The 25,916-nt window shown below is 63.8% G+C and carries 19 protein-coding genes; 8 read left to right on the top strand and 11 right to left on the bottom strand.

The genetic code is table 11. The annotated features are described in order from the left end of the window. Positions 1 to 382 precede the first annotated feature (382 nt). From F757_RS0120965 to F757_RS0120955, 3 genes are all read left to right on the top strand, one after another. Entirely contained in the window at positions 383 to 2,104 is a 1,722-nt protein-coding gene (locus F757_RS0120965) for an ABC transporter permease subunit (protein WP_027213106.1), read from the top strand. 14 nt (positions 2,105 to 2,118) lie between these two features. Beyond that, positions 2,119 to 2,901, top strand: a complete 783-nt coding sequence (locus tag F757_RS33905) for an ABC transporter ATP-binding protein (RefSeq protein WP_035467280.1) — start codon at positions 2,119 to 2,121, stop codon at positions 2,899 to 2,901. 168 nt (positions 2,902 to 3,069) lie between these two features. Beyond that, positions 3,070 to 4,488, top strand: coding sequence for a carbohydrate porin (locus tag F757_RS0120955; protein WP_027213105.1), 1,419 nt, complete (start codon positions 3,070 to 3,072; stop codon positions 4,486 to 4,488). A 104-nt stretch (positions 4,489 to 4,592) separates the two neighbouring features. Here the strand turns inward: F757_RS0120955 and F757_RS0120950 are convergent, their stop codons facing one another. Next, positions 4,593 to 5,987, bottom strand: coding sequence for an MFS transporter (locus tag F757_RS0120950; RefSeq protein ID WP_027213104.1), 1,395 nt, complete (start codon positions 5,985 to 5,987; stop codon positions 4,593 to 4,595). Between the two features lie 401 nt (positions 5,988 to 6,388). Between F757_RS0120950 and F757_RS0120945 the strand changes: the two genes are divergently transcribed. The 3 genes from F757_RS0120945 to F757_RS0120935 all read left to right on the top strand — a co-directional run bounded on the left by F757_RS0120945 (position 6,389) and on the right by F757_RS0120935 (position 9,474). Then, the gene (locus F757_RS0120945) at positions 6,389 to 7,342 is read left to right on the top strand and encodes a 2-hydroxyacid dehydrogenase (RefSeq protein ID WP_027213103.1); all 954 of its coding nucleotides are present in this window, start codon (positions 6,389 to 6,391) and stop codon (positions 7,340 to 7,342) included. Between the two features lie 97 nt (positions 7,343 to 7,439). Then, positions 7,440 to 8,363, top strand: a complete 924-nt coding sequence (locus F757_RS0120940) for a LysR family transcriptional regulator (RefSeq protein WP_027213102.1) — start codon at positions 7,440 to 7,442, stop codon at positions 8,361 to 8,363. 178 nt (positions 8,364 to 8,541) lie between these two features. Next, on the top strand, positions 8,542 to 9,474 hold the full coding sequence (locus F757_RS0120935; RefSeq protein ID WP_027213101.1) for a LysR family transcriptional regulator: 933 nt from the start codon (positions 8,542 to 8,544) through the stop codon (positions 9,472 to 9,474). A 168-nt stretch (positions 9,475 to 9,642) separates the two neighbouring features. Here F757_RS0120935 and F757_RS0120930 read toward each other — a convergent pair whose 3' ends face one another. The 10 genes from F757_RS0120930 to F757_RS0120885 all read right to left on the bottom strand — a co-directional run bounded on the left by F757_RS0120930 (position 9,643) and on the right by F757_RS0120885 (position 23,796). Further along, complete coding sequence (locus F757_RS0120930) at positions 9,643 to 12,645, bottom strand: winged helix-turn-helix domain-containing protein (RefSeq protein WP_027213100.1); 3,003 nt, start codon at positions 12,643 to 12,645, stop codon at positions 9,643 to 9,645. Between the two features lie 113 nt (positions 12,646 to 12,758). Beyond that, on the bottom strand, positions 12,759 to 13,316 hold the full coding sequence (locus F757_RS0120925) for a DUF3331 domain-containing protein (RefSeq protein ID WP_027213099.1): 558 nt from the start codon (positions 13,314 to 13,316) through the stop codon (positions 12,759 to 12,761). A gap of 71 nt (positions 13,317 to 13,387) precedes the next feature. Continuing rightward, positions 13,388 to 14,377, bottom strand: coding sequence for an MBL fold metallo-hydrolase (locus tag F757_RS0120920; protein ID WP_027213098.1), 990 nt, complete (start codon positions 14,375 to 14,377; stop codon positions 13,388 to 13,390). Positions 14,378 to 14,388: 11 nt separating this feature from the next. Next, a complete protein-coding gene (locus F757_RS0120915) occupies positions 14,389 to 16,116 on the bottom strand; it encodes an FAD-dependent oxidoreductase (protein WP_027213097.1) in 1,728 nt (575 codons plus the stop codon). A gap of 212 nt (positions 16,117 to 16,328) precedes the next feature. Further along, positions 16,329 to 17,900, bottom strand: coding sequence for an alginate export family protein (locus tag F757_RS0120910; protein ID WP_027213096.1), 1,572 nt, complete (start codon positions 17,898 to 17,900; stop codon positions 16,329 to 16,331). Further along, positions 17,890 to 18,840, bottom strand: a complete 951-nt coding sequence (locus tag F757_RS0120905) for a VOC family protein (RefSeq protein WP_027213095.1) — start codon at positions 18,838 to 18,840, stop codon at positions 17,890 to 17,892. Before F757_RS0120905 ends, F757_RS0120910 begins: the two co-directional genes overlap by 11 nt. Before the next feature lie 368 nt (positions 18,841 to 19,208). Next, positions 19,209 to 19,460, bottom strand: a complete 252-nt coding sequence (locus F757_RS0120900; RefSeq protein WP_027213094.1) for a DUF1427 family protein — start codon at positions 19,458 to 19,460, stop codon at positions 19,209 to 19,211. Between the two features lie 25 nt (positions 19,461 to 19,485). After that, the gene (locus F757_RS0120895; protein ID WP_027213093.1) at positions 19,486 to 20,127 is read right to left on the bottom strand and encodes a phosphohydrolase; all 642 of its coding nucleotides are present in this window, start codon (positions 20,125 to 20,127) and stop codon (positions 19,486 to 19,488) included. 273 nt (positions 20,128 to 20,400) lie between these two features. Beyond that, positions 20,401 to 21,867 (bottom strand): mechanosensitive ion channel family protein, encoded by a 1,467-nt coding sequence (locus tag F757_RS0120890; protein WP_027213092.1) that lies wholly within the window; start codon positions 21,865 to 21,867, stop codon positions 20,401 to 20,403. A gap of 57 nt (positions 21,868 to 21,924) precedes the next feature. Beyond that, positions 21,925 to 23,796 (bottom strand): amidohydrolase, encoded by a 1,872-nt coding sequence (locus F757_RS0120885; RefSeq protein WP_027213091.1) that lies wholly within the window; start codon positions 23,794 to 23,796, stop codon positions 21,925 to 21,927. A 359-nt stretch (positions 23,797 to 24,155) separates the two neighbouring features. Between F757_RS0120885 and F757_RS0120880 the strand changes: the two genes are divergently transcribed. Together F757_RS0120880 and F757_RS0120875 are read left to right on the top strand one after the other, a co-directional pair. After that, on the top strand, positions 24,156 to 24,674 hold the full coding sequence (locus tag F757_RS0120880) for a Dps family protein (RefSeq protein WP_027213090.1): 519 nt from the start codon (positions 24,156 to 24,158) through the stop codon (positions 24,672 to 24,674). Positions 24,675 to 25,065: 391 nt separating this feature from the next. Continuing rightward, positions 25,066 to 25,887 carry an alpha/beta fold hydrolase gene (locus F757_RS0120875; protein ID WP_027213089.1) on the top strand — a complete coding sequence of 274 codons (822 nt, stop codon included), beginning with the start codon at positions 25,066 to 25,068 and terminating at the stop codon, positions 25,885 to 25,887. Positions 25,888 to 25,916 lie beyond the last annotated feature (29 nt).

Raw genomic sequence — 25,916 nt, 5'->3', positions numbered from 1 at the left:
GATGTGCGCAAGCACTGCGATTCGATCACGCAGGCGTTAGATCAAGCGCGAGGCGCGTCATCACATCATGAAACCACAAATCATTTCCCGCTTCATGCTTGGAAGCCTGCTGTACTTCGCACTTGCCGAAAAGCGTTGCCCGAGCCCCACTACGGGGCGATCGGACACCAACTGCGATCCGTGCGCCGTGCGTGGCTACGCCGCATACCGCCTGACCCTGAACCCGACAGTGTGGCTCGCTTCGAGAGGCAAAAAGAACCGCAAAAGACTGCGTGCACCCAAGCGTCCCTGCGAGCAGGCGAGACAGCCGTCATTCATGTCCCGATGACGGCTCGATATACCCAAGAGAGGGCTTTTAATGCGCAACCTACGAGAACTTCTTATGCAACTTCACCTACAGCCTGATCGTCGAGTCGTCTCGCTGCTGTGCGATGCCGTAGTACTCACGCTGCTGATGCTCTTTGCGTGGTTCCTGGGAGTCGCCTGGCACGGCATGCACCAGCCCGCCGCCGACAACCCGGAAGTGACGCTCGACGCCACCAACCTGCTCTACTACTCGTCCCGCACCACAATGCGCTTCCTGTTTGGAATGGTCTGGTCAACGTTGTTCACCCTGACGTTTGCCGTCCTTGCTGCACGCTATGCGCCAATGCGCCGGGTCATTCTGCCTTTTGTGAATTTCATGGAGTCCGTGCCGCTCGTGGGCTTCATGACATTCACCACGGGCTTCTTCCTCAACCTGTACCCGGACAACACAATGGGTATGGAGGCACTTGCGATCTTTGCGGTGTTCACGGGGCAAGCCTGGAACATGATGCTCAGTGTCTATCAGACGATGAGGGTCGTGCCGCAGGAGCTGTGCGACGTCGCTGACTCGTTCAGGTACAACGCCTGGCAACGTTTCTGGCGTCTCGAAGCACCGTACTCTGCGCCGGGTTTTCTCTGGAACGTCATTAATTCGCAAGCGGCTGCGTGGTTCGCGCTGGTCGCATCCGAAGCAATCCCGGCGGCAAACGGCAACACGACCCTGCTTCCCGGCGTGGGTTCGTATGTGTCGGTTGCGCTGGCGCACGAGAGCATCAAGGCTGTGTTTTACGCGATCATTGCGCTCGCGTTGAATATCATCCTGATCGACCAGCTCGTTTTTCGGCCTCTCGTGCGCTACACGATCCGGTTCAAGAACGACGACGCATCTGCGAAAAAGGACTCGCTGTATCGCTCATGGCTCTATGACTGCCTGCTTGCGTCGAACATTGCGGCGTTCATAGGACAGGAACTGCGCGCCTTTAGCGACCTGTGGCTCTACGAGCTTCCAAAGATCTGGTACGCGCTACGACTGCACTGCCTTGTGACTGCTCTCGCCCGACTCAACTGGTTGTGGGCCACCCTCTGGTATTTCGGGCTCACCATGGCAGGCGCGTACTTTGGCTATCAGCTGTGGGAGTTGTTTCCCAAGAATCTCTTCAACGTTTTGCCGTGGTGGATGCTGGAGACGTCGGCTCGTGTCGTGCTCGCAATGGTGCTGTCCTGTTTGCTGTGCGTCCCCCTTGGGATCTGGCTTGCCTCGAACCCGAAGCGGCTGACTGTCGCGCAGCCCATCGCGCAGATTCTGGCTGCAGTACCGCCCAACATCTACTACCCGATCATTGCGTTCTTCGTCATGACGCGGCATCAAAGCCTGGGGTGGTGGACGATCCCCATGATTATGGTAGGAACGCAATGGTATTACCTCTTTAACACGATCGCCGGCACGCTCGCCGTACCCAACCAGATTACCGAAGTGAGCAGGATCTTTCATCTGAAAGGCGAGATGTGGTGGCGCCTGTATATGCTGCCGGCGATCTTTCCCTACCTCGTCACGGGCACCATCTCCGCGGCCGGTGGTGCATGGAACGCTGCCATTGCGGCAGAAATCATTCAGTGGGGCACAAACACCGTCAGCACTACGGGCCTTGGAGCCTACATCTCTCAGGCGACGGACAAGGGCGACAACGCGGCTGCGGCACTCGGCTGTGCAGCGATGTGTTTCATGGTGGGGCTCTGCATCATGTTCGTGTGGCAACCGGTGTACCGGTTCGCCGAACAAAAGTACAAATACGACTGATCGAGGTAACTGCAATGACGAAGTCAAATCTGCTCGAACTGAAGAATCTCGGCAAGACATTTGTGGACAGCAGCGGCTCACGGCAAGACGTGCTGCACAGAATCAACCTCACTGTGGATTCGAATGAGTTCATCAGCGTTCTCGGCAAATCCGGATGCGGAAAGTCCACTCTGCTCAAGATCATCGCTGGCCTGATCCGTCCGACGCTCGGTACAGTGTCATTGATGGGGCAACAAGTGACCACTCCACATTCTGCGGTGAGCATGGTTTTCCAGACGTTCGCGCTCTATCCCTGGCTGACGGTGTACCAGAACATTTCGTTCGGCCTCGTTGCCACAGGTAGGGATCTGGTGGACGTCAGCACTGCGGTGTCGAATCTGATCAGAATGATCGGCCTTGAGGGCTACGAGAAGGTCTACCCGCGGGAGCTGTCTGGCGGCATGCGCCAGCGCGTCGGTTTCGCCCGGGCACTCGCGGTACAGCCTGAACTCCTGCTGCTCGACGAACCCTTCTCGGCACTCGACATGTTCACTGCGCAAAAGCTCCGCACCGATCTGATGAGTATGTGGACCGAGGGCACAATCACGACACAAGCCATGATCATGGTCACGCACGACATCTCGGAGGCAGTCATGTTGTCCGACCGCGTGATCGTGCTCGACGCGCACCCCGGCCGCATTACAGAAGATATTCCGATAAGCACGCCGCGGCACGATCGAACGCTGCGCAACATGCTGGACACGATCGAGTACATCACCGACCTGTTCAATCACAGAAGCGCGCTAGCCTACGCGTGAGTCGTTTTGGGGCCGCAGAGCGCCTGCGGTCCCCAAACGACTCCATCACATGGTGACCATTGCGCCATCAAGCAGCGAATTAAAGAAGCCCGCGTAGCAACTCGCCTATTCCAATCCGGGAATGCACAACGCGCGAACGCGCTCATGCATCCATCACTCTGCACGTTCATGAACAACATATTCACGATCAAGCGACTGGAGCCCATCGCGGCAGGCGCCCTGCTCGCGCTCTTTCTCGCACGCCCCGCGTTGGCGGACACAATCGCAGCATCAGCTCCCGAGCCTTCGTCGCAGGGACTGTGGAACCGCACGGTGCTGTTCGGTGACATGGCCGGAGTGCGCTCATGGCTCGATCGCTACGGCGTCAGCCTCGGCCTGCAGGAAACTGATGAATATCTACGCAATCTGTCTGGGGGGACCCGTCGCGGCGGCGCATACGACGGGACGACCCAGCTCGATCTCAGTGTCGACACGCAGAGGGCATTCGGCCTTCCCGGCGGCACGCTGCACGCATCGGCTCTGCAGATTCATGGTACGAGCCTGAGCCAACGCAACCTCGACCTTCTGCAGAATGCGAGCGGTCTCGAGGCGAACGCCGGCACGCGCCTTTGGGAACTCTGGTACCGGCAGTCTCTGCTCGAGGGCAGCGCAGACCTGAAACTGGGCCAGCAGAGTCTCGATCAGGAGTTCATGACGAGCGAGCACGGCGCGACTTTCATGAACGCGACTTTTGGCTGGCCTGGCCTGCCGTCCGCGGATATGCCCGACGGCGGTCCGGCATACCCGCTCTCCTCGCTCGGTGCGCGGCTTCGCGTTTCGCCGTCCAATGCATGGACGATACTCGCGGGCGTGTTCGACGGCAACCCGGCTGGCCCGGGAGAAGGGGATCCTCAACGACGCAATGCGCATGGCACCACATTCAACCTGCACGGCGGCGCATTGTTGATTGCCGAAGCGCAATTCACTGTTAATCAGGAATCCGCTAAGCACTCCGCGCAGCAGACTAGGGGGATGCCCGGTACTTACAAGCTGGGCCTGTGGTACAACACGCAGCACTTCGGCGATCTTCGCATCGACAGCGCGGGGGGATCGCTCGCCAATAGCACGAGCAACGGCGCAGCACGCCAGCATGCGGGCAACCACGGGTTCTATGCCATTGCCGACCAGATGGTCTGGCGTCAGAACACATACAGCGCTCGCTCGCTAAGTGTATTTGCCGAGCTTATGGCTGCGCCCGGCGACCGTAATCTCATCGACATGGGGATCAACGCCGGCGTCACACTCAGCGCGCCGTTCAATGGGCGGGACGCGGACGTTGTGGGACTGGCGCTCGGCTATTCGCGAATCGGATCGCACGCGCGCAGCCTCGATCGCGACACGCAGCACTACACTACCGGTTACCCTGAACGCACCGGCGAGACCATACTCGAGGCGACCTACCAATATCAGGTCGCGCCATGGTGGCAGCTTCAAGGGGACTTGCAGTTTGCGATTCGCCCGTCCGGCGGCATACCCGATCCGAACCACCCCGCCTCGCGCATCGGCAACGAGACCATCGTCGGAATAAAAAGTACCATCGAGTTCTGACTCAAGACGGTGCGTCGCGCACTTGCGCGCGACCGGCACCCGGCACATTGGAAACAACGCCGCACCCGTCCGAAAATCCCTGCAGAATGTGCCGCGCAGGCGACCTACCGGCCCTTCCCCTGCGCATCGCCGTGCCGCGCGACCATCGGCTCCACCACGCTGAAGAGGAGCAATAGACACAACAGCGCGGTGCCGACCATGTAAAGAAACACGCTGGTCCAACTGAATCTGTCGAGCAGCATGCCGACCGCAAGCGGCGCGCAGGCGCCACCTATCTGGCCCACACAGTTCACGATGCCGAACGCCGTGGGATACGTGGACTTGGTCGCCAGTCCCATCGGATACGCGGAATAACCGGCGAAGCCGATGCCGAGCATCAGGCCGGCAAGCATCAGCGTCACGCCGAGATACGCGACGCTGTTCGGCGCGTCGATCAACAGCAGCATGGTGAGCATCGTGCCGAGCGCACCGAGCATCATCATCGGCTTGCGGCGGCCGCCGAGCAGCCGGTCCGAGATCACGCCGCCGAGCATGTTGCCCGCGACCGCGCCAATAAACGGCGCCGACGCGAGAAAGCCCATTTTCACCGAGGCAAAACCCTTGACCGTAACGAGGTAGGTCGGCATCCACGACATGAAGATATTGCTGATGCCGATCATGCAGCCATAGCCGAGCGCCACGCCGAGGATGTTCCATGAGCCGAACACCTGGCGAACCGTCTCGAGTTGCGCAACACGCTTCGTCCGGTTGAAGGCATCCAGGTAAGGAATAGGCGCGCCCTCGCTGCGCCGGGACCCGTTGGCGCCGCGGCTCTCGCGTGGGGTGTCGTCGGCGATATAACGCTGCTCGGCTTCGGAACAGAAGCGGTTTTCAGCAGGCGAATTAGTGACGACAAACATCCAGACGATCGAGAGCACGATGCCCGGAACGGCGAACACGTAGAAGATCTCGCGCCACCCCCACAACTGGATCACGACGATGCATACCGACGGCACGATCAGCGGACCCAGTTTGGACGCAGCGATCCAGAGTCCGGTCGCCGTGCCCTTTTCTTTCGCGGGAAACCAGCGATTGATCACGTTCGTGCAGCCGATACCCAACGGGCCTTCCGAGAGGCCGAGACCGACGCGATACGCCTGCAGCAGAAACACCGACGAGGTCGTGCCCATCAGCCCTGTAAAGACCGAGGTGAAGATCATGAAGATCGAAAACAGAAAGCCCGTGGTCTTTTCACTGAGCCGCCTGTAAAGCAGGCCGACGGGTATTTGCACGAAGCCGTATGCAAACGAAAAGAGACTGACTATCAGGCCGGCCTGCGTGTTGGTAATGCCGTATTCTCTCTTCAGGTACGGCAGTGCAATGCCGAAATTGGCGCGATCCGCGCAGGCAATCGCCCAGATGCAGAAGATCAGGCCCATCACCACCCAACGATGGCTCGTGCGCTTTTGCGCAAGCGGCTCCGCCCTGGCAGCGGCGACCACACTCTCGGCATTATTCATGGCGGCTCCGCGCAGGCGTTGCGTCGTGACGCGGGGGCATTAGCGAAAAGCCAGGTGCAACGAGAGGCGTCATGCGGCAGCATGTTTTCACGCTTTGTCTCCGATGTATTTGAAATGTATGGGCGCCTGCCTGCCGGTAAATCTGCGAAGCAATGCTCCTTCCGACACTGTCGATTCTCGCGGCCCATGCCATCGGCCGTCCAATCTTTTCTCGCTATTACCTGATTCCTGGATTGAATCATCGGCGAGCGCGGGCTGCGCTTCGATTCGTAGATCAACTGATAGCGTTTTGGGATTGGACGCCGCTCACCAAAAGGCCCATCATCCGCCGACATCACGACGGCATGCGTGCGCTGCTCGCGGCGCGTAGCGCATCGTCGACTACAACAAGGAGCACGACATTGAAACCGAACATTCTGCAACTGAACCCCATTCTGATTCCCGCGATCAACGAGAAACTTGCATCGCTCTACACCGTGCATCGGCTCTTTGAGCAAAATGATAAGGATGCCTATATCAGCGAGCACGGCGCGTCGATCCGAGGTGTGATCACCGGCGGCCACACGGGTATTTCGAACGCGCTGATCGAACGCTTGCCCGCTCTTGAAGTAATCGCGGTGAACGGCGTGGGTACTGACGCGGTGGATCTTGCTTTCGCGCGTTCGCGAGGCATTCCGGTCACGGCCACGTTCGGCGCGTTGACGGAAGATGTCGCCGATCTCGCGATCGGCCTGATGCTCGCGGTGTGCCGGGAAATCTGCGCAGGCAACGAGTTCGTCAAATCCGGCAACTGGCAGAAGAACCCGCATCCGGGGGCATTGCCGCTGTCGCGCCGCTTGAGTGGCAAGCGTGTCGGCATTGTCGGCATGGGCAAGGTGGGGCGCGCCATCGCGCAGCGCGCGAGCGCGTTCAACTGCCCGATTGCATATACCGACCTGCGCCGCATGGAGGATGTCGCGCATCCGTTCATAGGCGATCTGCTGTCGCTCGCGCGCGGTAGCGACTTTCTCGTGCTGGCCGCGGCCGCCGACAAGGCACAGGGCATCGTCAATGCCGCTGTGCTCGACGCGCTCGGCAGGAACGGCTACCTCATCAACGTGGCGCGCGGCAAACTGGTGGTGGAGCGCGACCTCGTCGAGGCACTCGAAGGCGGCGTGATTGCAGGCGCCGGCCTCGACGTGTTCGTCGACGAGCCGAATGTGCCGCCTGAGCTCTTCGGCATGGACCGCGTCGTTCTGCAGGCGCACCGTGCGAGCGCCACGGTGGAATCGCGCACCGCAATGGGCGAAATGGTGCTCGCAAGCCTCGAACAGGCGCTGGCTGGCCAACGTCCCGAGGGCAGTCTCACGACCTGACACAAGCGCGGCCTGCGCCTTCGCGTGGCCGTTGCGATTCGGGTGGGAACGAGCGCACCTATAATGAGCGTCGATTCCCATCCATGTCGATACAAGCATGCTCGATCTCGGACAAGTGCGTTGCTTCGTCGCCGCGGCGACAGAACTGAACTTCAGACGCGCTGCCGCGCTGCTGCACATGACCCAGCCGCCATTGAGCAGGCAGATTCAATTGCTCGAAGACAATCTGGGCGTGAAGCTGTTCGAACGCATTGGCCGCACGGTCAAGCTGACGACGGAGGGCCGTGTGTTTCTCGCGGACGCCACGCGCCTGCTCAATCTCGCCGAACAGGCGGAGGGCACGGTGCGCCGTGCGAGCAAGGGCAAGACCGGGCGCGTGCGCCTGGGCTTTACCGGCGCGGCCGGTTATGAACTGATTCCCGAGTTGCTGGTGGCCGCAGCCGATGCGCTGCCCGACATCGACGTCGTGCTGCTGGAACTCGTTTCCGCCGCGCAGATCGAGGCCTTCGCCGCGAATGCAATCGACCTTGGCTTTCTGCGGCCTTTGCCGTCGAGGCAGAAACTGGAGTTTGTTCTCATCGACGAAGAGCCGCTGATCGTCGCGCTGCCAAAACGCCACGCGTTGTGCGAATTCGAGCAGATCGAGCTCAAACAGCTGGACGCGCAGCCGTTCATCATGCCTTCGCCCGCGCAAGGCAAGTACTTTCATGATCGGATCATGGGCATGCTTGCGGCCGAGAACGTGAATCTGAGCATCGCGCAATATATCGATCAAACACCTACCATCCTCTCGCTCGTGCGAGCCGGGCTCGGTCTTGCGATACTGCCGGCTTCGGCGCAACGGTTTCGCTACAACAACGTCGAATTCCGCCTGATTGCCGGCAATGCGATCCACGCGGAAATGGGCATGGCGTGGCGTGCCGATCAGGACAACCCGGCTGTCACCGCGTTCCGTTCGATGGCGGCGCAATACTTCGCGGACAAAGCGCGCACGCGCAACAGTGCCGCGCAAAATAGATAAGGCGCTCCTCGTGCAGAGCGAGCTGTTGCATAATGCTTGCGCGACTTCGTCAGAAGACAACAACGCACAGAACAGCGGGAGAAGCGGCGCATGAGGCGTCGCGAAGGGAACCAGACCAATGCGCTGAGTGCTTCTGCCGCTCCGCCCCCATGTATTTCGCCGTTCGTCAATTCTCGCCATGAATCTTTCCTTTGAAGTTCTGCAGGTGCTCGACGCGGTGGATCGGACCGGCACGTTTGCAAGCGCTGCAGAAATCCTGCATAAGGTGCCCTCCTCGCTCACTTATCTGGTTCAGAAGCTCGAACTCGATCTTGGCGTCAAGCTGTTCGACCGCAGCGGCCGGCGCGCCACGCTCACGCCGGCCGGACGCGTGGTGGTCGAAGAAGGCCGCCGCCTGCTTGCGGCCGCAGAAGACCTTGAATCCAAGGCAAAGCGCATGGAACAGGGCTGGGAGCGAGACCTGTACGTGGCCGTGGACGAGATCATTCCGTTTGCGCTGCTATGGGATCACGTCGAGGAGTTCTACAAGCTTAAGCTCGACACACGCCTGAATCTGTCGAAGGAAGTGCTGGGCGGTTCATGGGATGCGCTGCTCACGCGCCGCGCGGATCTGATCGTCGGCGCAGCCGGCGACCCGCCGCCGATTCCCAATCTCGTCGCAAAGCCGATCGGCTCGCTGCGGCATGTTTTTGTGGTCGCGCCAGATCATCCGCTCGCAGCGTTGCCCGGACCGTTGACGCTCGAGGTGGTCGCGCGTCATCGTGCAGTAGCAATCGGCGATACGTCGCGCAAGCTCGCGCCGCGCACCATCGCAATTGCGGACCATCAGGAAGTGCTGACCGTACCGACGCTCGAAACCAAGCTCGCCGCGCAGTTGCGCGGGCTTGCCGCGGGCACCATTCCCGAATGTCTCGCCGTCGATGCGCTCAAGAGTGGCGAGCTGGTTCAGAAAGAAGTGCTAGGCATGCGCGAGGTCACGCATTTCTATCTGGCCTGGCGCGACGACGAAACGGGTAAGGCACTACGCTGGTGGGTCGAGCGGCTGGACCGGCCCGACCTGATCGACAGGGCCGTGCAACAGCACATACTGCACGCGCAGTCCGAGGGGTGAGCGAGGCCGTGTGACGTTCACGCGGCAATTGGCGGTGCGAGCGGCTTTAACGGGCGCTAGCAGCTTCGTCAGATGCTAGCGGCGGTATGCCCGCCCTTGAGGCTTGTCCGTTCCTGCGGCTTTATCGGCCGTTCAGCCGCCTTGGCGGCCTGAACGGCCTCAGCAACCTCAGCGGTCCTCACTCACCCGCGGTGGTCGCGAACGCCTGACAAGCGAAGAACCCGCCTGCCCTTGCCCCTGCACACAGCGCCGCATCGCGGCCGACGCAGACCGCGCGGCTTCAAGCAGTTGTGCCGCTGCGTTGAAATCGTCGAACTCGCGTCCTTCGCTCACTCTTGCGCATGCGGACTCAAGCAGACGGACCGCTTCGTCGGCGCGCCCTTGCGCGCACCACAGCCGGCCGAGGCTCGTCGCTACCCGCAACTGCAACGAAGCGCAGCCTTGTGCAAGAGACTCCTCCATCGCCGCGCTCAGACACCCCTGCGCATCCGTCGCGGCATCGCTGCCTGCGGGGGCGTGGGCGTCGTCGCGCAGCAGCAGCTCGGCATGCACGCGCCGAAGTTCAACCACATACCAGTGGTCGCCGCTTTCGTCGCATTGGGCCAGTGCACGCGTCACCGCTGCGATGGCCTCGTCGCGCCGATTTGCGCGGGCTAACGCAAGCGCGTATTGCGCCACCAGCAGCGCACGCTGCGCGCCGTATTCCAGCGCGTCCAGTTCGTCCAGTGCGAGGCGATAGGCGTGCAGGCGCTCGGGCCTCACGTCGTCGAGCGAGCGCAGGTATTCGTCGAAACAGCGCGCACACGCTTGCGAAACGCCGAGGCCCGTGCGCGCGGATACATCGCGCAGCAACGCGATGGCTGCCGCCGCGCGCTCGCGCATGCCCGAGAGCAACGCGAGCGGAATCTCCGCTTCGACCAGCACGTAGCAGGTCACGATGGACTGCTCCTGCGCGCACGCACTCACGACGCAGGCTTGCGCGAGGTCCAGCGCTTCGTCGCGCGAGCCCTGCAACCACAGCAGCCGCGCCAGCGTTGCGCGTCCCACCACGCCCTGATCGACGGACTGGCCCAACGGCAGGCCGTGCTGCAGCGTGTCCGAATGCAGCAGAAAGCGTTCGAGCGACGCACGCGCCTGTTGCTGATTGCCCGCGTAGTGCCACGCTATGCCGAGCAGCCGCGAAGCAAGAATGCCGTTGCTGGCGTCGCCCGTTTGCGCCGCGAGCGACGCGAAGCGATGCGCAAATGCGAGCGCATTGCGCGCCGAACCCGAGGACTGGCTCGCATTCCACATGCCCCATAACGCGCGCGCTTCGAAGGCGCGATCGCCCAGCGCGATGGCGAGCGCGAGTACTTCAGCCCATACAGCAAGCGTTTCGCGGTTCGGTCCATTCACGTAGACGAGCGCCGCGCCGAGCGCCGCGAGCAGTTGCATGCGCACCCGCAGATGGCGCGCCGACCCCGACGCGCCATGCGTTTGCGCGACGCACTCGAGCGCGCGGCGCGCCCATGCACAGCACTCATCCACCAGTGACAGCTCGTACAGCAGCGCGACCACTTTGACTGCGAGTTTTTCCGCGAGCGCGTCGTCGCCTTTTGACGAGAGCGCCCAGCCAAGGGCCGCGCGCAGGTCGTCGAGCCAGTCGCGCATGCGCACATGCCAGCCGTCGGCGTCGGTCTGCGCGGCACGCATTTGCGGCGACATCTGGCGCTCGATCAGTCCGGCGAAGTAGCGCGCGTGATTGAGCGTGACGGCGCGCCGCTCGCCGTTGTCGTCGAGCTTTTGCAGCGCGTAGGCGCGCGTGGTTTCGAGCAGCCGATAACTCGCCTTGCCAAAGCCCACCCGCGCGACCACCAGCGACTTTTCGACGAGACCCGAAACCGCCGCGATCACATCCGCTTCATGCAAGCCGTTGTCGGCGACCACGGCAAGCGCCGCGTCCATCGAAAAACTGTTCACGAAGATGCCGAGCCGGCGCAGCGTCGTGCGCTCGGCGTCGTCGAGCAGACCGTGGCTCCAGTCCAGCGTGGCCTTGAGCGTCTGATGCCGCGGCAGCGCCGTGCGGTTGCCGCCTGTCAGCATGTTGAAGCGGTCGTCCAGATGACCGGCGAGCGTTTCGATGCCGAGTGTCGCCGCGCGTGCCGCCGCGAGTTCGATGGCAAGCGGTATGCCGTCGAGCCGACGGCATACGGTGCCGGTGAGTTGAATGCTGCGCTCGTCCGACGAAAGGCGCGCGTCCATGGCGCGGGCGCGTGAGAGGAACAGCTGCACAGCGCTGCATGCGAGCATCTGCTGGCTTGGATCGTCCTGCGCGGGCACGTCGAGTGAAGCGACCCAATAGAGATGTTCTTCGGGCACGCGCAGCGGCTCGCGGCTCGTCGCCAGCACGCGCACCCCCGGGCCTGCGTTCAGCAGTGCTTCGGCCAGTTCGGCGGCCGGCCCGAGCACGTGCTCGCAATTGTCGAGCACGCACAGCACACGCCGTTCGCCCCACTCGCTGCTGACCCGCTTGAGCGTGAGCGGGCCGCTTGCCTTGCTCACACCCACGCTCGCGGCGAACATGGCAAGCACGCTGTTTGCGTCGGAGGTCGACGCAAGCGGGATCAGGTAGACGCCGTCCGGATACTGCGCGACCAGGCGCCGCGCGACTTCGACCGCGAGGCGCGTCTTGCCGATGCCGCCCGCGCCGAGCAGCGTGACGTGACGCGCCGACGCGAGCGCGTGTGCGACGTCGCGCAGTGCGTCGTCGCGGCCGATCAACGGCGAGAAACTGGCGGGCAGGTTGTGGGGAATCGCAGCCGCGGCGCTTCCTTGCTGATCGGGTGCGTGAGCATCGCGGCCGGGCCCGGCCGACGCGTTGCCGCTCTCAGGCGACAGCGGCCATTGCCGTGCGACGAGCCGGTAGCCTCGTCCCGAGACGGTCTGTATGAGTCCGCGGCTCTCGCCGAGCACCTTGCGCAGCGCGGACATGTGAACCTGCAAGTTGTTTTCTTCGACTATGGTGTCGGGCCACACCTGCTTCAACATATCGTTCTTCGAAACCAGTTCGCCTTTTGCGGCGATCAGAACGGCAAGCATGTCGAAGGCGCGGCTGCCGATGCGCACGGGTTGCCCATCGACGACCAGTTCCCGACTGGCCAGGTCCACCTGTAGCGGGCCGATGCGGATCATGAGGCGGTATCCAGAACACGTGGGATGACGATGCAGCCGGGCAACAGCCGCCCGGCAATGAGTCCCCGAAGTCTAGACTAACCGCAATTAGGCATGCGCGGAAAAAACTGAACCTATCGTTCAAAATTTTTGTATTGAGCGAGCGGATGCTGAACGTCGACCACCGAAGCCAGAATCATTGCAGCGGCATTGACCGGCACCGCGCTGCGCACGCGCGGCTTGTAGATCGGATCGTTCCGGCGGATCGTCGCGCCGCTCAATGCGCAGCGGCCCTTCAATCTCGCGCGGCAACTGATCCACACCTGGTCCGCATAGCGGCACAGCGTGGCGTCCTGCCAGAGCACCGCAATGGAAGTGTCCGACAGACGCTCGATCACTTCGACCTGGCGGTGCCGCGACGGACCGCTGGCGGCCTCGCGCGTGAGCGGCACGGCGCGATATGCCCTCGCTTCGGTGTCGTTGCGATAGCCGGCCACAAGCCGCTCGATCACGTGATTCCAGACTAACGCGCGGCTGCTTTCCTGCTGATGCTGATGCTCGTGCGCGTCCTCATGCGCGTGCTCCTGCGCGCTCTCGTCCTCGTGAAGCGAGGCCCGGCATCGTTCATGGTGCCCGCATGCTTCGTTCCTCGCTGCATGCGTGCGGGGCCTGGCGCGGGTTTCGATCTGCATCGCGATTCTCCTCGAAAGTTGGCTAGGCGGCCGTGCGAAAGCGTGCGGGCTCCTCGCCGCGCAACGCTGCGTCATGGGCCGGGCGCCGCCTCGTAGTTAACCGGCACCCAGTCGTAAGTGGCGCCGTTTTTGCGGATGTGCCCAAGGCCAGGAAACGCGATGTGCGCAGCACCGATCAGGTAACGCCGGTCGGCGGCGAGTTCGAGTGCGCTGCGCCGCGAACGTTGCGCCGCGCCGGCGTCGGTGTCGTATTCGACCGACGCTGTCGGGTTCTGCAACTGGATCGCAGCCACGTGCACGATGTCGCCCCATACGAGAAGATGCTGCCCACCGCTTTCCACCAGATAGCCGGTGTGGCCCGGCGTGTGTCCGGGCAGCGCGAGCGCACGGATGCCCGCATCGAGTTGCACGTCGCCATCGAACGGTTTGAAGCGGCCCGCGGCTGCGTACGGCGCGATGCTCGCGCGTGCGGCGTCGAAGAACGTGCCGAGAAAGTCCGGCGCTTTCGATCTGTTCGCCGGATCGAGCCAGTAGTCGGCTTCAGACCGGCTCGCGCGCACGATCGCGTTCGGAAACGCCGGCGCGCCGTTTGCGACGATGCCGCCCACATGATCCTTGTGCAGATGCGTGAGCAACACCTCGTCGATCTGCTCGGGCCGATAGCCGGCCGCGCGCAGATTCGCGAGCAGCTTGCCGCAGCAATCGCCATATAGCACGCCCGCTCCGGTATCGATCAGGATCAGCTTCGCGCCGGTATTGACCAGAAACGCGTTGATCGAGCCTTGCACCGGCCCACTCAGAAAATCGCGCGCGAGGTCCCGCGCGATCTCGTCCTTCGACACGTCCTCGACCACCGTGTCGATAGGAAACGGATGGGTCCCGTCAAGCAACGCCGTCACTTCGAACTTGCCGAGCATGAGCCGGTAAAAGCCCGGTCCCTGGTACTTCATTTGCGGCGCGGCCGCGAACGCCGCACTGCTGAACATGCTCATAACCACGCCCAGCATCAGCATGCAACGCCCGGCTGCGTGCAGAGTCCAGCCACGTCGAAACGACTTCATCTTCTACTCCATCAAGAGTTGGCCGCCAGCCTGGTCGACCGGCTCAAATAGGCATGAATCTGCGCGACGACCGCCGCACCGTCGCCCACCGCCGCGGCCACGCGTTTGGCTGAATCAGAGCGCACGTCGCCGACCGCGAACATGCCAGGCACGCTCGTCTCGAGCGGATAGTGCACGCCGGCCGCGGCCGCGTTCTGTCCGCTTCTTGCGGCGCCCGTCACGACAAAGCCGCGGTTGTCGAGCTCCACGCCGCTGGCCGCGAGCCAATCAGTCTTCGGATCGGCGCCGATAAAGAGAAACAGATGCCGCGTTGCCACCACTTCGTTCTCGCCGCTTTCCTGATGACGCACGTGCACCTGCGTAAGGCCCGCTTCGTCGCCTTCGAGCGCGCTCAGCGTGCAGCCCGTGCACAGCGACACATTGGGCAGCGAGCCGATCCGGTCGATCAGATACTTCGACATGCTCGCATTCAGATCGCGGCCACGAATCAGGAGGCGGATGCTGCGCGCGAAGTTGGCGAGAAACACCACCGCCTGCCCAGCCGAGTTGCCGCCGCCGATCAGCACGATGTCTTGCCCCTTGACGAGCTTCGCTTCGATCGTCGACGCCCAATAGTAGGTGCCGCGACCTTCGTAGCGCTCGAAGCCGGGCACCGTCGGCTTGCGATACGCGGCACCGCTTGCCACCACGACCGTGCGCGCGGTGATGCGCTGACCATCGACGAGCTTGAGCGTGAACATGTCGTCATGTCGGCGCAGCTCGGTGACCTTGCCCGGAATCGCAAGATGCGCGCCGAACTTGAGCGCCTGCTGGAACGCCCGCGCGGCCAGCGCCTGGCCCGAGATGCCGGTCGGAAACCCCAGATAGTTTTCGATGCGCGAGCTCGCGCCCGCCTGGCCACCCGGCGCACGTTGATCGAACACGGCGACGGAGAGCCCTTCGGTCGCCGCATACACCGAGGCGGCGAGCCCCGCCGGCCCCGCGCCGACAATCGCGACGTCGTACCGATGCGACTGTTCGAAGGTCGGCACGAGCCCGAGGCACGACGCGAGCTGCGCTTCGTCCGGCGCGCGCAGCACATGACCGTTGGCGCAGAACACCAGCGGAAAGTCGCCGGGGCCGGTGGTCATGCCGCCGAGCAGCGCGACGGCGTCCGGGTCGGAGCGCGCGTCGATCACGGTCGCGGGATACGCATTGCGGCGCAGGAAGCCTTGCAAGCGGACGAGCCGCGCGTCATCGCCATTGCCCACGATGATCGGTCCGAGCCCCTGCTCGATCAGCCCCAGTCGCCGCAGGATCAGCGCACGCATGATGTGCTCGCCGAGCTGGGCGTCGGCGACGATCAGCGCGCGCAGGCGCTCCGGCTCGATCACTAGCGTTTCCACGTCGGTGAGCGCGAGTCCGTCGATTAACGCAGGTTTGCCGGAGAGTTGCGCCATCTCCGCCATGAAGTGCCCGTCGTCGTGTTCGGTGACGAGCGTCGAGCGGCCGAAGCTGTCGCGCGAGAAAATCCGTACGCGCCCATGCAACAGCACGAAGAGGCCGAGCGCGACTTCTCCGGTCCTGAAGATGAGCTCGCCGGCGCTGAAGTTCATCGGCCGCGCGAAACGCCGCACGCTTTGAATCTCCGCCGCCGACAGACGCGGAAACATCTGATGACGCCGGTATTCGAGCGACGAATACGGAAACTCGAGCTCGGACGGTTGCGATGTGTCGTGCGACACGCTCGAAGTGCTCATTACGATGACTCTCCTGTATTCATGACGGCCCGTGTCAAGCCCGCCCCGATCGACGTGGGCCGCTTTCCGCCTGGTGTTGCAGGGTGTTGCCTGGTGTTGCCTGGGTGTTGCCTGGGTGTTGCCTGGGTGTTGCCTGGGTGTTGCCTGGGTGTTGCCCGGCTATCGCCCGGTGCCGCCCGGTTTTTGCGCGGGCGTCGCCAGGTTTTTCGCCGCTACCAGCCGAACTTCAGTTCCGCGCCGACGTAGTCCGCGTTGCGTGCGCCGAGTTCGCGCAGCGACGGCCCGACCTGGAAGTGCACGGCCTCGAGCGCCGCGGCGAGATTGGCGGTGACGGCCCAATCGGCGCGCAGTTGCGTATAAAAGCCGGTCCAGCGCCCGCCGCGTCCCGCCGTGCCCGGCACGACCGCCGAGCCTTGCTGATAGACCGCGTCGGCCGTAGTCTCGCGCCATTGCAGGCCGACGCCCGCGAGCAGCGAGAGCTTGCTGGTGGGCTTGACGACCAGCGTGGGCTTCACGTGGATCAGGTTCGTGTAGCCGGTGTAGCCGGCGAGCGCGAAGTAGTAGCCATTCGGAAACAGCGGGTTGAAGGTGCCGACACGCCCGTCGCCCGGATGGCTGTCGCCCGAGGCGGCGTCGACCTGGATGCCGACGCGCGGCGTCCACGGCGCGCTCGCGAAGGTATAGCCCGCGAGCGATCCCACAGCCCATGCGCCGATTGTCTTCGCGCCCACATGCCCTGACTGGTACATCGCCTCCATGTCCCAGTCCGCGTGACCGAGCGTGCCGGCATAGCGCGCGTCGAACACGTCGCGGTGCTCGTCGCCGGCCGCGTCGAGAAAGCGCGCGTTGCTGCGGTTATAGCGCGAGTAATACGCGGACACGTCGCCGGGACCGACGCCCTTGCGCTCCACGCGCACGCCGCTGAACGTGAGGTGCCGGTTCGACACATCGTCGAAATCGCTGTTGTAGCGGTACTGGACCGGCTGTGTTGCATAGGCGATCCAGCGCCACGGGCCGGTCTCGTAGTCGGCCCAGATCGCGTCGAACGCCTGGCGCACGTTCGGGCCGTCGCGCACCGAAATGAAACGCTGCAAGTCGAACGCCATCTCCTGGCGGCCGACGCGGAACTTGATGACGCCCGGTCCCAGCGGCTCGACCACGGCGACAAACGCCTGGCGCAAGTCGAGCGGATTCCTGTCGACCGGCGAGACGAGGTCCTTGCCGAACGGACGCGCATCTTCGAATTGCGTGAAGAACTGCACGTGCGGACCGAGCCGCACGTCCGCGTGCACTTCGAGGCGCTGCAACAGATAGGTATCGTCATGCGCTGCGCCGAGACCGAAGAGCGGCGCGTCGTTCATTTCGAGGCGCTCGCGCAGCACGACGCCGAGCGACACATAAGCGTCGGGATTGCCGAACAGCGGGACGTACTTGAGCGAGTCGAACGGACGCTTCGGCACACACGGATTGGCAAGCGCCCCCCAGTTTTCCTGCCAGCGGTTGAACATCACCGTGGGACGCGCGCAAGAGGCAGCCGATGCGGGAGCGCTCACGGCCGCTGTGTCGTCGGCGCTGCCGAGCGCCGTATCCGCGGCCATGACGGGTAGCGCTGCGCCGAGCCCTGCCGTGAGACCGGCGCTGACGCTACCGCGCACGAGCCATGTGCGCCACGCGGCGCTCGACATGGCTCTTGCAGGCCGCCGGGGCCGCGCGCTCACTGCGGCTCGCGGCGCGCGCGTGGCCGCCGCGAAGAGCCCCTTGATCGCGCTCGCTTTAGCGGCCATCGTGCACTTCGGCGATGTATCCGCCCGGGAATTCGAGCACTGCAGTCTTGCCGGAGGCCGTCGCGTACGGCGCGTACAGCACCTTGGCGCCGGCCGCTTGCGCACGTTGCAGCGTTTGCGCGACATCGTCGACGGCATAGCCGGTGGTTTCGCGGCCGAATGGGAACGGCAGCTTGCCGTCGGTGACGAACACGACCATGCGGCCAAAGCCCGAAGTCAGGCGGATCTCGCGGATGGTCTCGCCTTTACGGCCAATCACGCCCGCATCGGCGCGCGGATTGTCCGACACCACCTTGCCATGCGAGAAGTGCAGCCAGCGGCGCACGAAGTTGTCCGCCTCGTAGCGCGACACGTACACGCGGTTATCCGGCACGCTTTGCAGCGGCGCGTAGTTCGGCGCCTTGGTGTGCCAGTAGAGCTGCATCGTGAGACCGCCCGGCCACTGGATGATCGCGTCCTTACCGATCGGATCGTCGAAGCTGTCGACCAGCACGTCGGCGCCCGCCGCGCGCGCGGCCTTGAGCGCGTCGTCGATATTGCTGACCAGGTAGCCGGTGCGCTCGTTGCCGAACGGGTACGGCACCGGCGTTTCGAAGCCGAACACGGACAGCATGCCCACCGGCGTCTGCACGTATTGCGAGGCGGTGCGGCTAGGCGTCGGCGTCACGGTGAAGACGGCACGCGGCGAGGCCTTGCCGCCGAACGTCGCGACAAAGCTGTTGACGAATGCGTCGAGATCGGCCGACGCCACGTAGACGTGCGTGGTGTCGTATTGCGGGCCGACCGACACGTCGGCATGGCGCACGGCGAGCGCGGTCTTCGCGCTGGCGACTTCCGGCGGACCGGCATCGGCGAAAGCAGAGGTGAACGGCGCGAGGCCGATCAGCAGCGCGGCAGACACCGCCGCGACAGGACGAAAAGCAGAAACCGGATTGAACATATGCATGACCTGATGGTGCGGAAAGAATGGTTGTGCGATGGATCGGGTAGAGGAGCGGCGCAACCGCATTGGGGCCGCATTAGAGCCACATTAGAGCCGCATGTACGTCGTGCATGTGAGCGTTGCGTGAGCGCCAAATGTGAGCTTTGCGTACGCGCCACGTGTGAGCCTTGCGTGAGCGCCACGTGTAAGCGATACAAACGCCTCATGTGAGCGGCAAAAGCTCCACATCTGCGCCACACAAGCGCCCCATTTGAGCCCGCAAGCTCCGCATTTGAGACCCATGTGAGCCGCCTGCAAGCCACATGAACAGCCACATGAACAGCCACATGACCGGCCGCCTTAACGAGCCGGCCGCGCACGCCGCTTCAACCGCCCTCTTTCGCGGCGCCCGCTGAGGGCGTCGGTTTCGACGCGTCAGCCGACGACGACACAGCGCTCTGAACCGTCGCGTTGTGCGTGAAGAGCTGACCCTTCACGGCCGGTATCGCGTGTTCGCCCAGCACCATGCCGAGCAGACCGGCAAGCGCGATCAACGGCGGCGCCGGCGACTGCACCTTCAGCAGCCAGTAAAGCAGTCCGACGCCGAAGCCGACGCCCAGTGAAACGATGTAACCCATGCCAATCTCCGTATCGAGGCCAGGCTCAGTTCGGCCATTCCGAACCGAGCACCAGCCCGCAAAAATTCATCCGCCGGTAGTTCGGGTCCCAGCGGTCCAGCACGTCGGCATTCACAGTGCCGAACGTCGTGTCCGGCCGGTGCTCCATGCCGCGCGCGTAGTCCTCGAGCAGCCGCTTCTTGAACCCGGCTTCACGGGGGCAAGCCTCGACGATCTCGTCGCGCTGCTGCGCGGCGAATTCGTCATAGCGCGCGCCGCGCACGTCCATCTGCACACCTGCGGCGAGCAACGCCGCGAGCGGCGTCAGATGCTCGGGAATGCCCGGCGTCGTATGCAACACAATAGCCAGCCAGACTTCGTCGATCGCGCTTGCCGCCGCCTCGTGCTCGCGCATGAACTCGCGCGCCTCGTTCGCGCTGTCCACCTCGTAGCGGCGCGCCGAAAGCCGATGCGCTGCACCGAGGCCCACGTTATGGAACATCGCCCCCACGTACAGCAGCTCGAGGTCGAACACCAGGTTCTCGCGATAACCCGTCAACGCGCCGAACAGAAACGAGCGCCGCGCGTGATGGAACATCAGCGTGGACTCCGTCGCGCGGATGCGCTCTGTCGCCCCGCGGGCCATCGCACTGTCGGGCATGGCGATGCCTGCAATGGTCTGCTTCATGTCACCTCCTCCATGTGCCGCATCGCCAGCGATGCGCGCGGGCCTCTTTCCGGCGGGCCCTCTTCCTCACATCGCTTCACTCTTTGACCCTGTCACGCGATTCCGCGCCGGCGCCATGAACGCTGGCAGCGCTGCAAACCGCAAAAAACGCGCGGGTTGCGGCCACGGCCACCCATCGCCCAATTCCCACGCAGCCTACCGGTTGCCGCCGATAAAAGCCTTGGCGCCGACTTAAAAACTCTGAAGCGAAGATGCGCTGCACGGCGGGCGCGCTCACAGCGCCAGTTCGTGAAAACGCCGCATGCCGTCTCGAATCCATTGCAGCAGGCCGCCGCCTGCCTCGCCGCTGTCAGCCGGTGCCAGCAGCATCTTTTCGCTTTCGTGATGGACCGAGAGCAGCCGGCACATTTCGCGCGCAACTTCCGGCCGCCGCGCGAGCACCGGCGTGAGCGCCTCCTTGTCGAGCCGGAACACCGTGGCCCGCGTCAGCGCGCGCACGATCACGCCAGTGCGCATCCCGGCAAGAATTCCGGACTGGCCGACCGAGTCGCCAGGCGCGAGCCGGCGCAATTCGACCTCGCTGCTCTCCTTCGGCACCACTACTTTGGCGACGCCGCGCGCGAGAATGTGCAGCTCGTGGCCGCCCTCGTCGGCGGCGCTGTAAATCGTTTCGCCGCTATCGAACTCGTGCAGCCTGAGTTGCCCCGCCAGTTCCGCGATCTCGGCATCGCCGAGGGTCTGGAAGATCAGCACGTTGCGCAGCAGGCGGCGCTTTTCGTCGAAAGGCTCGCCTGGCGGCTCGGCCACCGACAACGGCCGCAACACCACGCCGCGCGACAGCAGGTGCCGGTGCGCGAGGTCGTAAAGGTCATTGCGCACGGCGATCTTCCTCGTCCACGTGTCGACATAGCAGACAATCTCGTACTCGATCGCATCGTTGGTCGCCCGCTTCACGCTGATCAGCGGCTTCGGCTCAGCAAGCACTTCCGGAGCACTGGCGGCGGCGTGCGCGAGCGCCTGCAGCACGGTGGCGGGGCGAATCGAAGGGTTCACCGGCAGCACCACGCTCACGCCGTGCGTGTGCATCGGCTGGTTGGCATTGACGATATTCGTGCGTGCCGCCGCGCTGTTCGGAATCACGACGATGTTGCCCTGCGCGTTGAGCAGGCTGGTCGCGCGCCAGTTGCTCTCCACCACGCGGCCTTCCACTTCGCCGATGGTGATCCAGTCGCCGATGCGAAACGGCTGCGTCGCGTTGAGCACGACGCCGGAAAACACGTCGTTCAGCGTGCTCTGGATCGCGAGACCCAGCACCACGGCCACCGCGCCGGAAGTGGCGAGCAGCCCGCGCACCGGCAGTTGCAGAACGAATGCAATCGCCCCGACTGCGGCCGCGAGAAACACGAGCGCGCCGAGCACGTCCTGAAAGAGGCGCTCCTTGTGCCATGTTTCGGGCAGCACCAGGCGGTCGAGCACCACCGTCAGAAGCCGCGCGCCTTGCAGCCACCACACGACCTCCAGAATCTGCGCGAGCAGATGACGCACCGGCTCGGCCGGCCACGGCGCCTCGCGCAGCGGATTCATGCCGTGGGTGAACAGCACGTAGCTCGACAGGCCGAACATCAGCGCGCGCAATGCAAGTCGCGCGCCGCGGCTATGCCGCCCCATGAAGCGCCACGCGAGGAAGTCGAGAACCAGAATGCCGAGCCCATAGAGCACGCCATCGGTCAGAGTCGGCATGATGGTTCCCGCTTGCGGCTAAACATTGAAGTACGTGACGTAACCAGGCGCCGCGCGTCAGAACGCGAAGCAGCTACAGCCGAGCGCGCCCCAGAAGCCGTTCGAATCGCTGACCGGTACGTTCTTGCGCCATGCCCAGCCGTGCGCATGGGCGTGCACGCCGCACAGGTTCACGCAGCCGTCGGCGCAGGCGAGCGCCGTCGGCTTGTAACGGCTGTAGCCGCCGAATTCGGCGACGGGCGACCACGACGGACTCACCGGCAAGTCAGGCGGCGCGAGCGGCGAGAACTCGTCGGCTGCGTAGACGACCTTGCCGCCCACCACCGTCAGCACCGATTCAAGGTACTTGATGCGAGTTTCGTCGACGGTGAAGTAGTCGTCGCTCAGCACCGCGAAGTCCGCGAAGTGGCCCGGCATGAGCGCGCCCTTGTGGTCTTCTTCGCTGGAGAACCACGCGCTGCCCACCGTGTAGCGGCGCAGCGCCTCCATGCGGTCGAGCCGGTTCGCGCTCGGGTACATCGCCGTGCCGCCAACGGTCTTGCCCGACACCATCCAGTAAAGCGATACGAAGGGGTTGAAACTGGCGACGCGGGTTGCGTCCGTGCCCGCGCCCACCGGCAGCCCCGCGTCGAGCATCTGGCGGATCGGCGGCGTGTGCCTGACGGCCTCTTCGCCGTATTGCTGGATGAAGTACTCACCCTGATAGGCCATGCGATGCTGGATCGCGATACCGCCGCCAAGCGCGCGGATTCGCTCGATGTTTTTCTGCGTGATGGTTTCGCAATGGTCGAAGAACCAGCGCAGACCGTCGAACGGAATGTCGGCGTTCACGCGTTCGAACACATTCAGGAAGCGCTCGATGGATTCGTTGTAAGTGGCATGCAGACGGAAAGGCCAGCGATTGGCGACCAGCAGCCTCACCACCGCCTCGAGTTCGGCCTCGAGCGTGGCGGGCAGGTCGGGACGCGGCTCGAGAAAGTCCTCGAAATCCGCCGCGGAAAACACCAGCATTTCGCCGGCGCCGTTCACGCGCAGAAAGTCGTCGCCCTCGCCGGGCTTCGTCATCTTCACCCACTTCGCGAAGTCTTCAATCTCTTTCTTTGCATTCTGCGTGAAGAGGTTATAAGCGATGCGCACCGTCAACTCGTTGCGTTTGGCCATGTCCATGATGACCGCGTAGTCGTCCGGATACGCCTGATAGCCACCGCCCGCATCGATGGCGCTCGTCACGCCGAGGCGGTTCAGCTCGCGCATGAAGTGGCGCGTGGAATTGCGCTGGTCTTCCGGTGCGAGCTTCGGTCCCTTGGCGAGCGTGGCGTACAGCAGGCCCGCGTTGGGCCGCGCGATCAGCATGCCGGTCGGAGTGCCGCGTTTGTCGCGCTGAATTTCGCCACCCGGCGGGTTGGGGGTGTCTTTCGTGTAGCCGACCGCGCGCAGTGCCGCCGCATTCAACAGCGCACTGTCGTACAGATGCAGGATGAATACCGGCGTATCCGGCGCGATCGCGTTGATTTCCTCGAGCGTCGGACCGCGCCGCTCGGCGAACTGGAATTCGTTCCATCCGCCCACCACGCGAACCCACTGCGGCGCCGGCGTGCGCGCCACCTGCTTGCGCAGCATGTCGAGCGCATCGGCGAGCGAGGGCACGCCGTCCCAGCGCAACTCCATGTTGAAGTTCAGACCGCCGCGAATGATGTGCAGGTGCGAATCGTTGAGACCCGGAATGACTGTGCGGCCTTTCAGGTCGACATGGCGCGTGGCGTCGTTCACGTGACGCATCACGGCGTCGCGCGAGCCCGCGGCGACAATGCGGCCGTTGGCGACGGCAAGCGAATCCGCGAACGAACGCTTGTCGTCCTGCGTGGCGATCTTGCCGTTGAAGAAAACGACCTCGGCCGGGGTGAATCCGGATGACGGGTCCTGGGACATGACGGGCTCCGTAGGGGAAAGGACAGGCAGACTGATATGAACGACGTGCCGCGCCGGCTCACTGCGCGAGCCGGGCGTTGCGAGCGCGCCCTGCGGGTCGCGCTGTGCAGGTCGCGCTTTGCAGATCGACTGGAGGCAGTCTATCGGCGACGTTTCGCCGAGTCCTTGTGGAGACCCTTAATAGTTCTTAAAAGAACTGTCCGCCGAAAGAGACGCAGCGCGCATGTGCACGCGCCTCAGAATTTTTCATCTTTTCTGCAGGACTTTATGGGCGCGGCGTTCCTACACTGGCAGCGCGGTAGACCTTCTGCCGGCCTGCCCGCTCACCCTCTTCCAACAAGGACTTGCAAGGACTCGACATGAAAGACGCAAAAGAGGCCGCAGCGCATCGCGCAGCGCCGCTCAGGACGCCCAGCCGCCTGACCGAAGACGCGACGCGCGACATCGCCGCCGCCTTGACCACGCTGCTTGCCGACGTGTTCGCGCTATATCTGAAGACGAAGAATTTCCACTGGCACATGTCCGGCCCGTACTTCCGCGACTATCACCTGCTGCTCGACGAGCAGTCCGACCAGATCTACGCGACCACCGACCCCATTGCGGAGCGCGCACGCAAGATCGGCGGCAAGACGTTGCGCTCGGCCGGGCACATCACGAAGCTGCAACGCATTGCCGATAACGACGCCGAGTTCGTGACGCCCGGCGACATGCTCGCCGAGCTGCGCGAGGACAACCTCGCGCTAGCTGGCCACATGCGCGAAACGCATTCGCTGTGCGACGAGTACGGCGACGTGGCCACCGCGAGCCTGCTCGAAAACTGGATCGACGAAGCCGAACAGCGCGTGTGGTTCCTGTTCGAGTCCGGACGCCATGCGTGAGCCTGCGCGCCACGGTTGACAGCGCGCAGTGAACGGGCGGCTTGCGCGGGGCCGCTTGCACCGCGCCGCATTAACAACAATTAAGCAATCTGAAGTACGGCGAATATTCGCGTCCGTAGGATCTGCAATCCTGCGATGCCGCGTCACGTCCGCATTGCGACTCACGCATCGCGCATGCGCGGTGCACACCATCACGTTACAGGTACGGAGAAAAGATTTGGCTAACCCATCCGCAGTTCCATCGGCCAATCGCCGCCACTTGCTCGCAGCGGGCGCAAGCGCGGCCGTGGCCGCGTTCGCCGCGCCCGGCGTCGCGATGGCCGCGGCATCGACCGGCGGCAGCAGCCCTGCGGGCAACTCACCTCATTCCAGGCACGGAGAGCGACACACCATGAACACGGTCACCACGAAAGACGGCACGCGCATTTTCTTCAAGGACTGGGGCACCGGCAAGCCGGTCGTCTTCTCGCACGGCTGGCCGCTCGATGCGGACGCCTGGGACGCGCAGATGCTGTTCCTCGTGCAGAAGGGTTATCGCGTGATCGCGCATGACCGCCGCGGCCACGGCCGCTCGGACCAGCCGTCGCACGGCAACGACATGGACACCTACGCCGACGACCTCGCGGCGGTGATGGACGCGCTGGATCTGAAGGATGCGACGCTGGTCGGCCACTCCACGGGCGGCGGCGAAGTCGCTCACTATATTGGCCGCCACGGCGGTTCGCGCGTCGCGAAGGCCGTGCTGATCGGCGCAGTGCCGCCCATCATGCTGAAGACCGAAGCGCATCCGAACGGCCTGCCTATGTCCGTGTTCGACGGCATTCGCGCGAGCGTCGCGGCCAACCGCTCGCAGTTCTACAAGGATCTGGCGATGCCCTTCTACGGCTTTAACCGGCCTAACGCCAAAGTCTCGCAAGGCGCGATCGACGAATTCTGGCGCGAAGGCATGCTCGGCTCGATCAAAGGCCAGTATGAATGCGTCAAGCAGTTCTCCGAGGTGGACTACACGCCCGACCTGAAGAAGATGGACATGCCCACGCTGATCCTGCACGGCGACGACGACCAGATCGTGCCGATCGACGCCTCCGCCCGCCTGTCGGCAAAGATTGTCAAGAACGCGACGCTGAAGGTGTATGCCGGCGCACCGCACGGCATGTGCACCACGCACGCCGACAAGGTCAACGCCGACCTGCTGGAATTCCTGCAGAGCTAAGACTGCATGGGCCGCGCGCCGAAGCTTCT

The sequence above is a fragment of the Burkholderia sp. WSM2232 genome (assembly GCF_000472545.1).
Classification (GTDB): Bacteria; Pseudomonadota; Gammaproteobacteria; order Burkholderiales; family Burkholderiaceae; genus Paraburkholderia.
Note: the sequence above shows the minus strand (reverse complement) of the source record. Positions and strands in the feature narration are given on the sequence as shown.

Coding starts and splice junctions, on each gene's coding strand:
- F757_RS0120965 (WP_027213106.1), top strand. CDS start 383: ATGCAACTTCACCTACAGCCTGATCGTCGAGTCGTCTCGCTGCTGTGC.
- F757_RS33905 (WP_035467280.1), top strand. CDS start 2,119: ATGACGAAGTCAAATCTGCTCGAACTGAAGAATCTCGGCAAGACATTT.
- F757_RS0120955 (WP_027213105.1), top strand. CDS start 3,070: ATGAACAACATATTCACGATCAAGCGACTGGAGCCCATCGCGGCAGGC.
- F757_RS0120950 (WP_027213104.1), bottom strand. CDS start 5,987: ATGAATAATGCCGAGAGTGTGGTCGCCGCTGCCAGGGCGGAGCCGCTT.
- F757_RS0120940 (WP_027213102.1), top strand. CDS start 7,440: ATGCTCGATCTCGGACAAGTGCGTTGCTTCGTCGCCGCGGCGACAGAA.
- F757_RS0120935 (WP_027213101.1), top strand. CDS start 8,542: ATGAATCTTTCCTTTGAAGTTCTGCAGGTGCTCGACGCGGTGGATCGG.
- F757_RS0120930 (WP_027213100.1), bottom strand. CDS start 12,645: ATGATCCGCATCGGCCCGCTACAGGTGGACCTGGCCAGTCGGGAACTG.
- F757_RS0120925 (WP_027213099.1), bottom strand. CDS start 13,316: ATGCAGATCGAAACCCGCGCCAGGCCCCGCACGCATGCAGCGAGGAAC.
- F757_RS0120920 (WP_027213098.1), bottom strand. CDS start 14,377: ATGAAGTCGTTTCGACGTGGCTGGACTCTGCACGCAGCCGGGCGTTGC.
- F757_RS0120915 (WP_027213097.1), bottom strand. CDS start 16,116: ATGAGCACTTCGAGCGTGTCGCACGACACATCGCAACCGTCCGAGCTC.
- F757_RS0120910 (WP_027213096.1), bottom strand. CDS start 17,900: ATGGCCGCTAAAGCGAGCGCGATCAAGGGGCTCTTCGCGGCGGCCACG.
- F757_RS0120905 (WP_027213095.1), bottom strand. CDS start 18,840: ATGTTCAATCCGGTTTCTGCTTTTCGTCCTGTCGCGGCGGTGTCTGCC.
- F757_RS0120900 (WP_027213094.1), bottom strand. CDS start 19,460: ATGGGTTACATCGTTTCACTGGGCGTCGGCTTCGGCGTCGGACTGCTT.
- F757_RS0120895 (WP_027213093.1), bottom strand. CDS start 20,127: ATGAAGCAGACCATTGCAGGCATCGCCATGCCCGACAGTGCGATGGCC.
- F757_RS0120890 (WP_027213092.1), bottom strand. CDS start 21,867: ATGCCGACTCTGACCGATGGCGTGCTCTATGGGCTCGGCATTCTGGTT.
- F757_RS0120885 (WP_027213091.1), bottom strand. CDS start 23,796: ATGTCCCAGGACCCGTCATCCGGATTCACCCCGGCCGAGGTCGTTTTC.
- F757_RS0120880 (WP_027213090.1), top strand. CDS start 24,156: ATGAAAGACGCAAAAGAGGCCGCAGCGCATCGCGCAGCGCCGCTCAGG.
- F757_RS0120875 (WP_027213089.1), top strand. CDS start 25,066: ATGAACACGGTCACCACGAAAGACGGCACGCGCATTTTCTTCAAGGAC.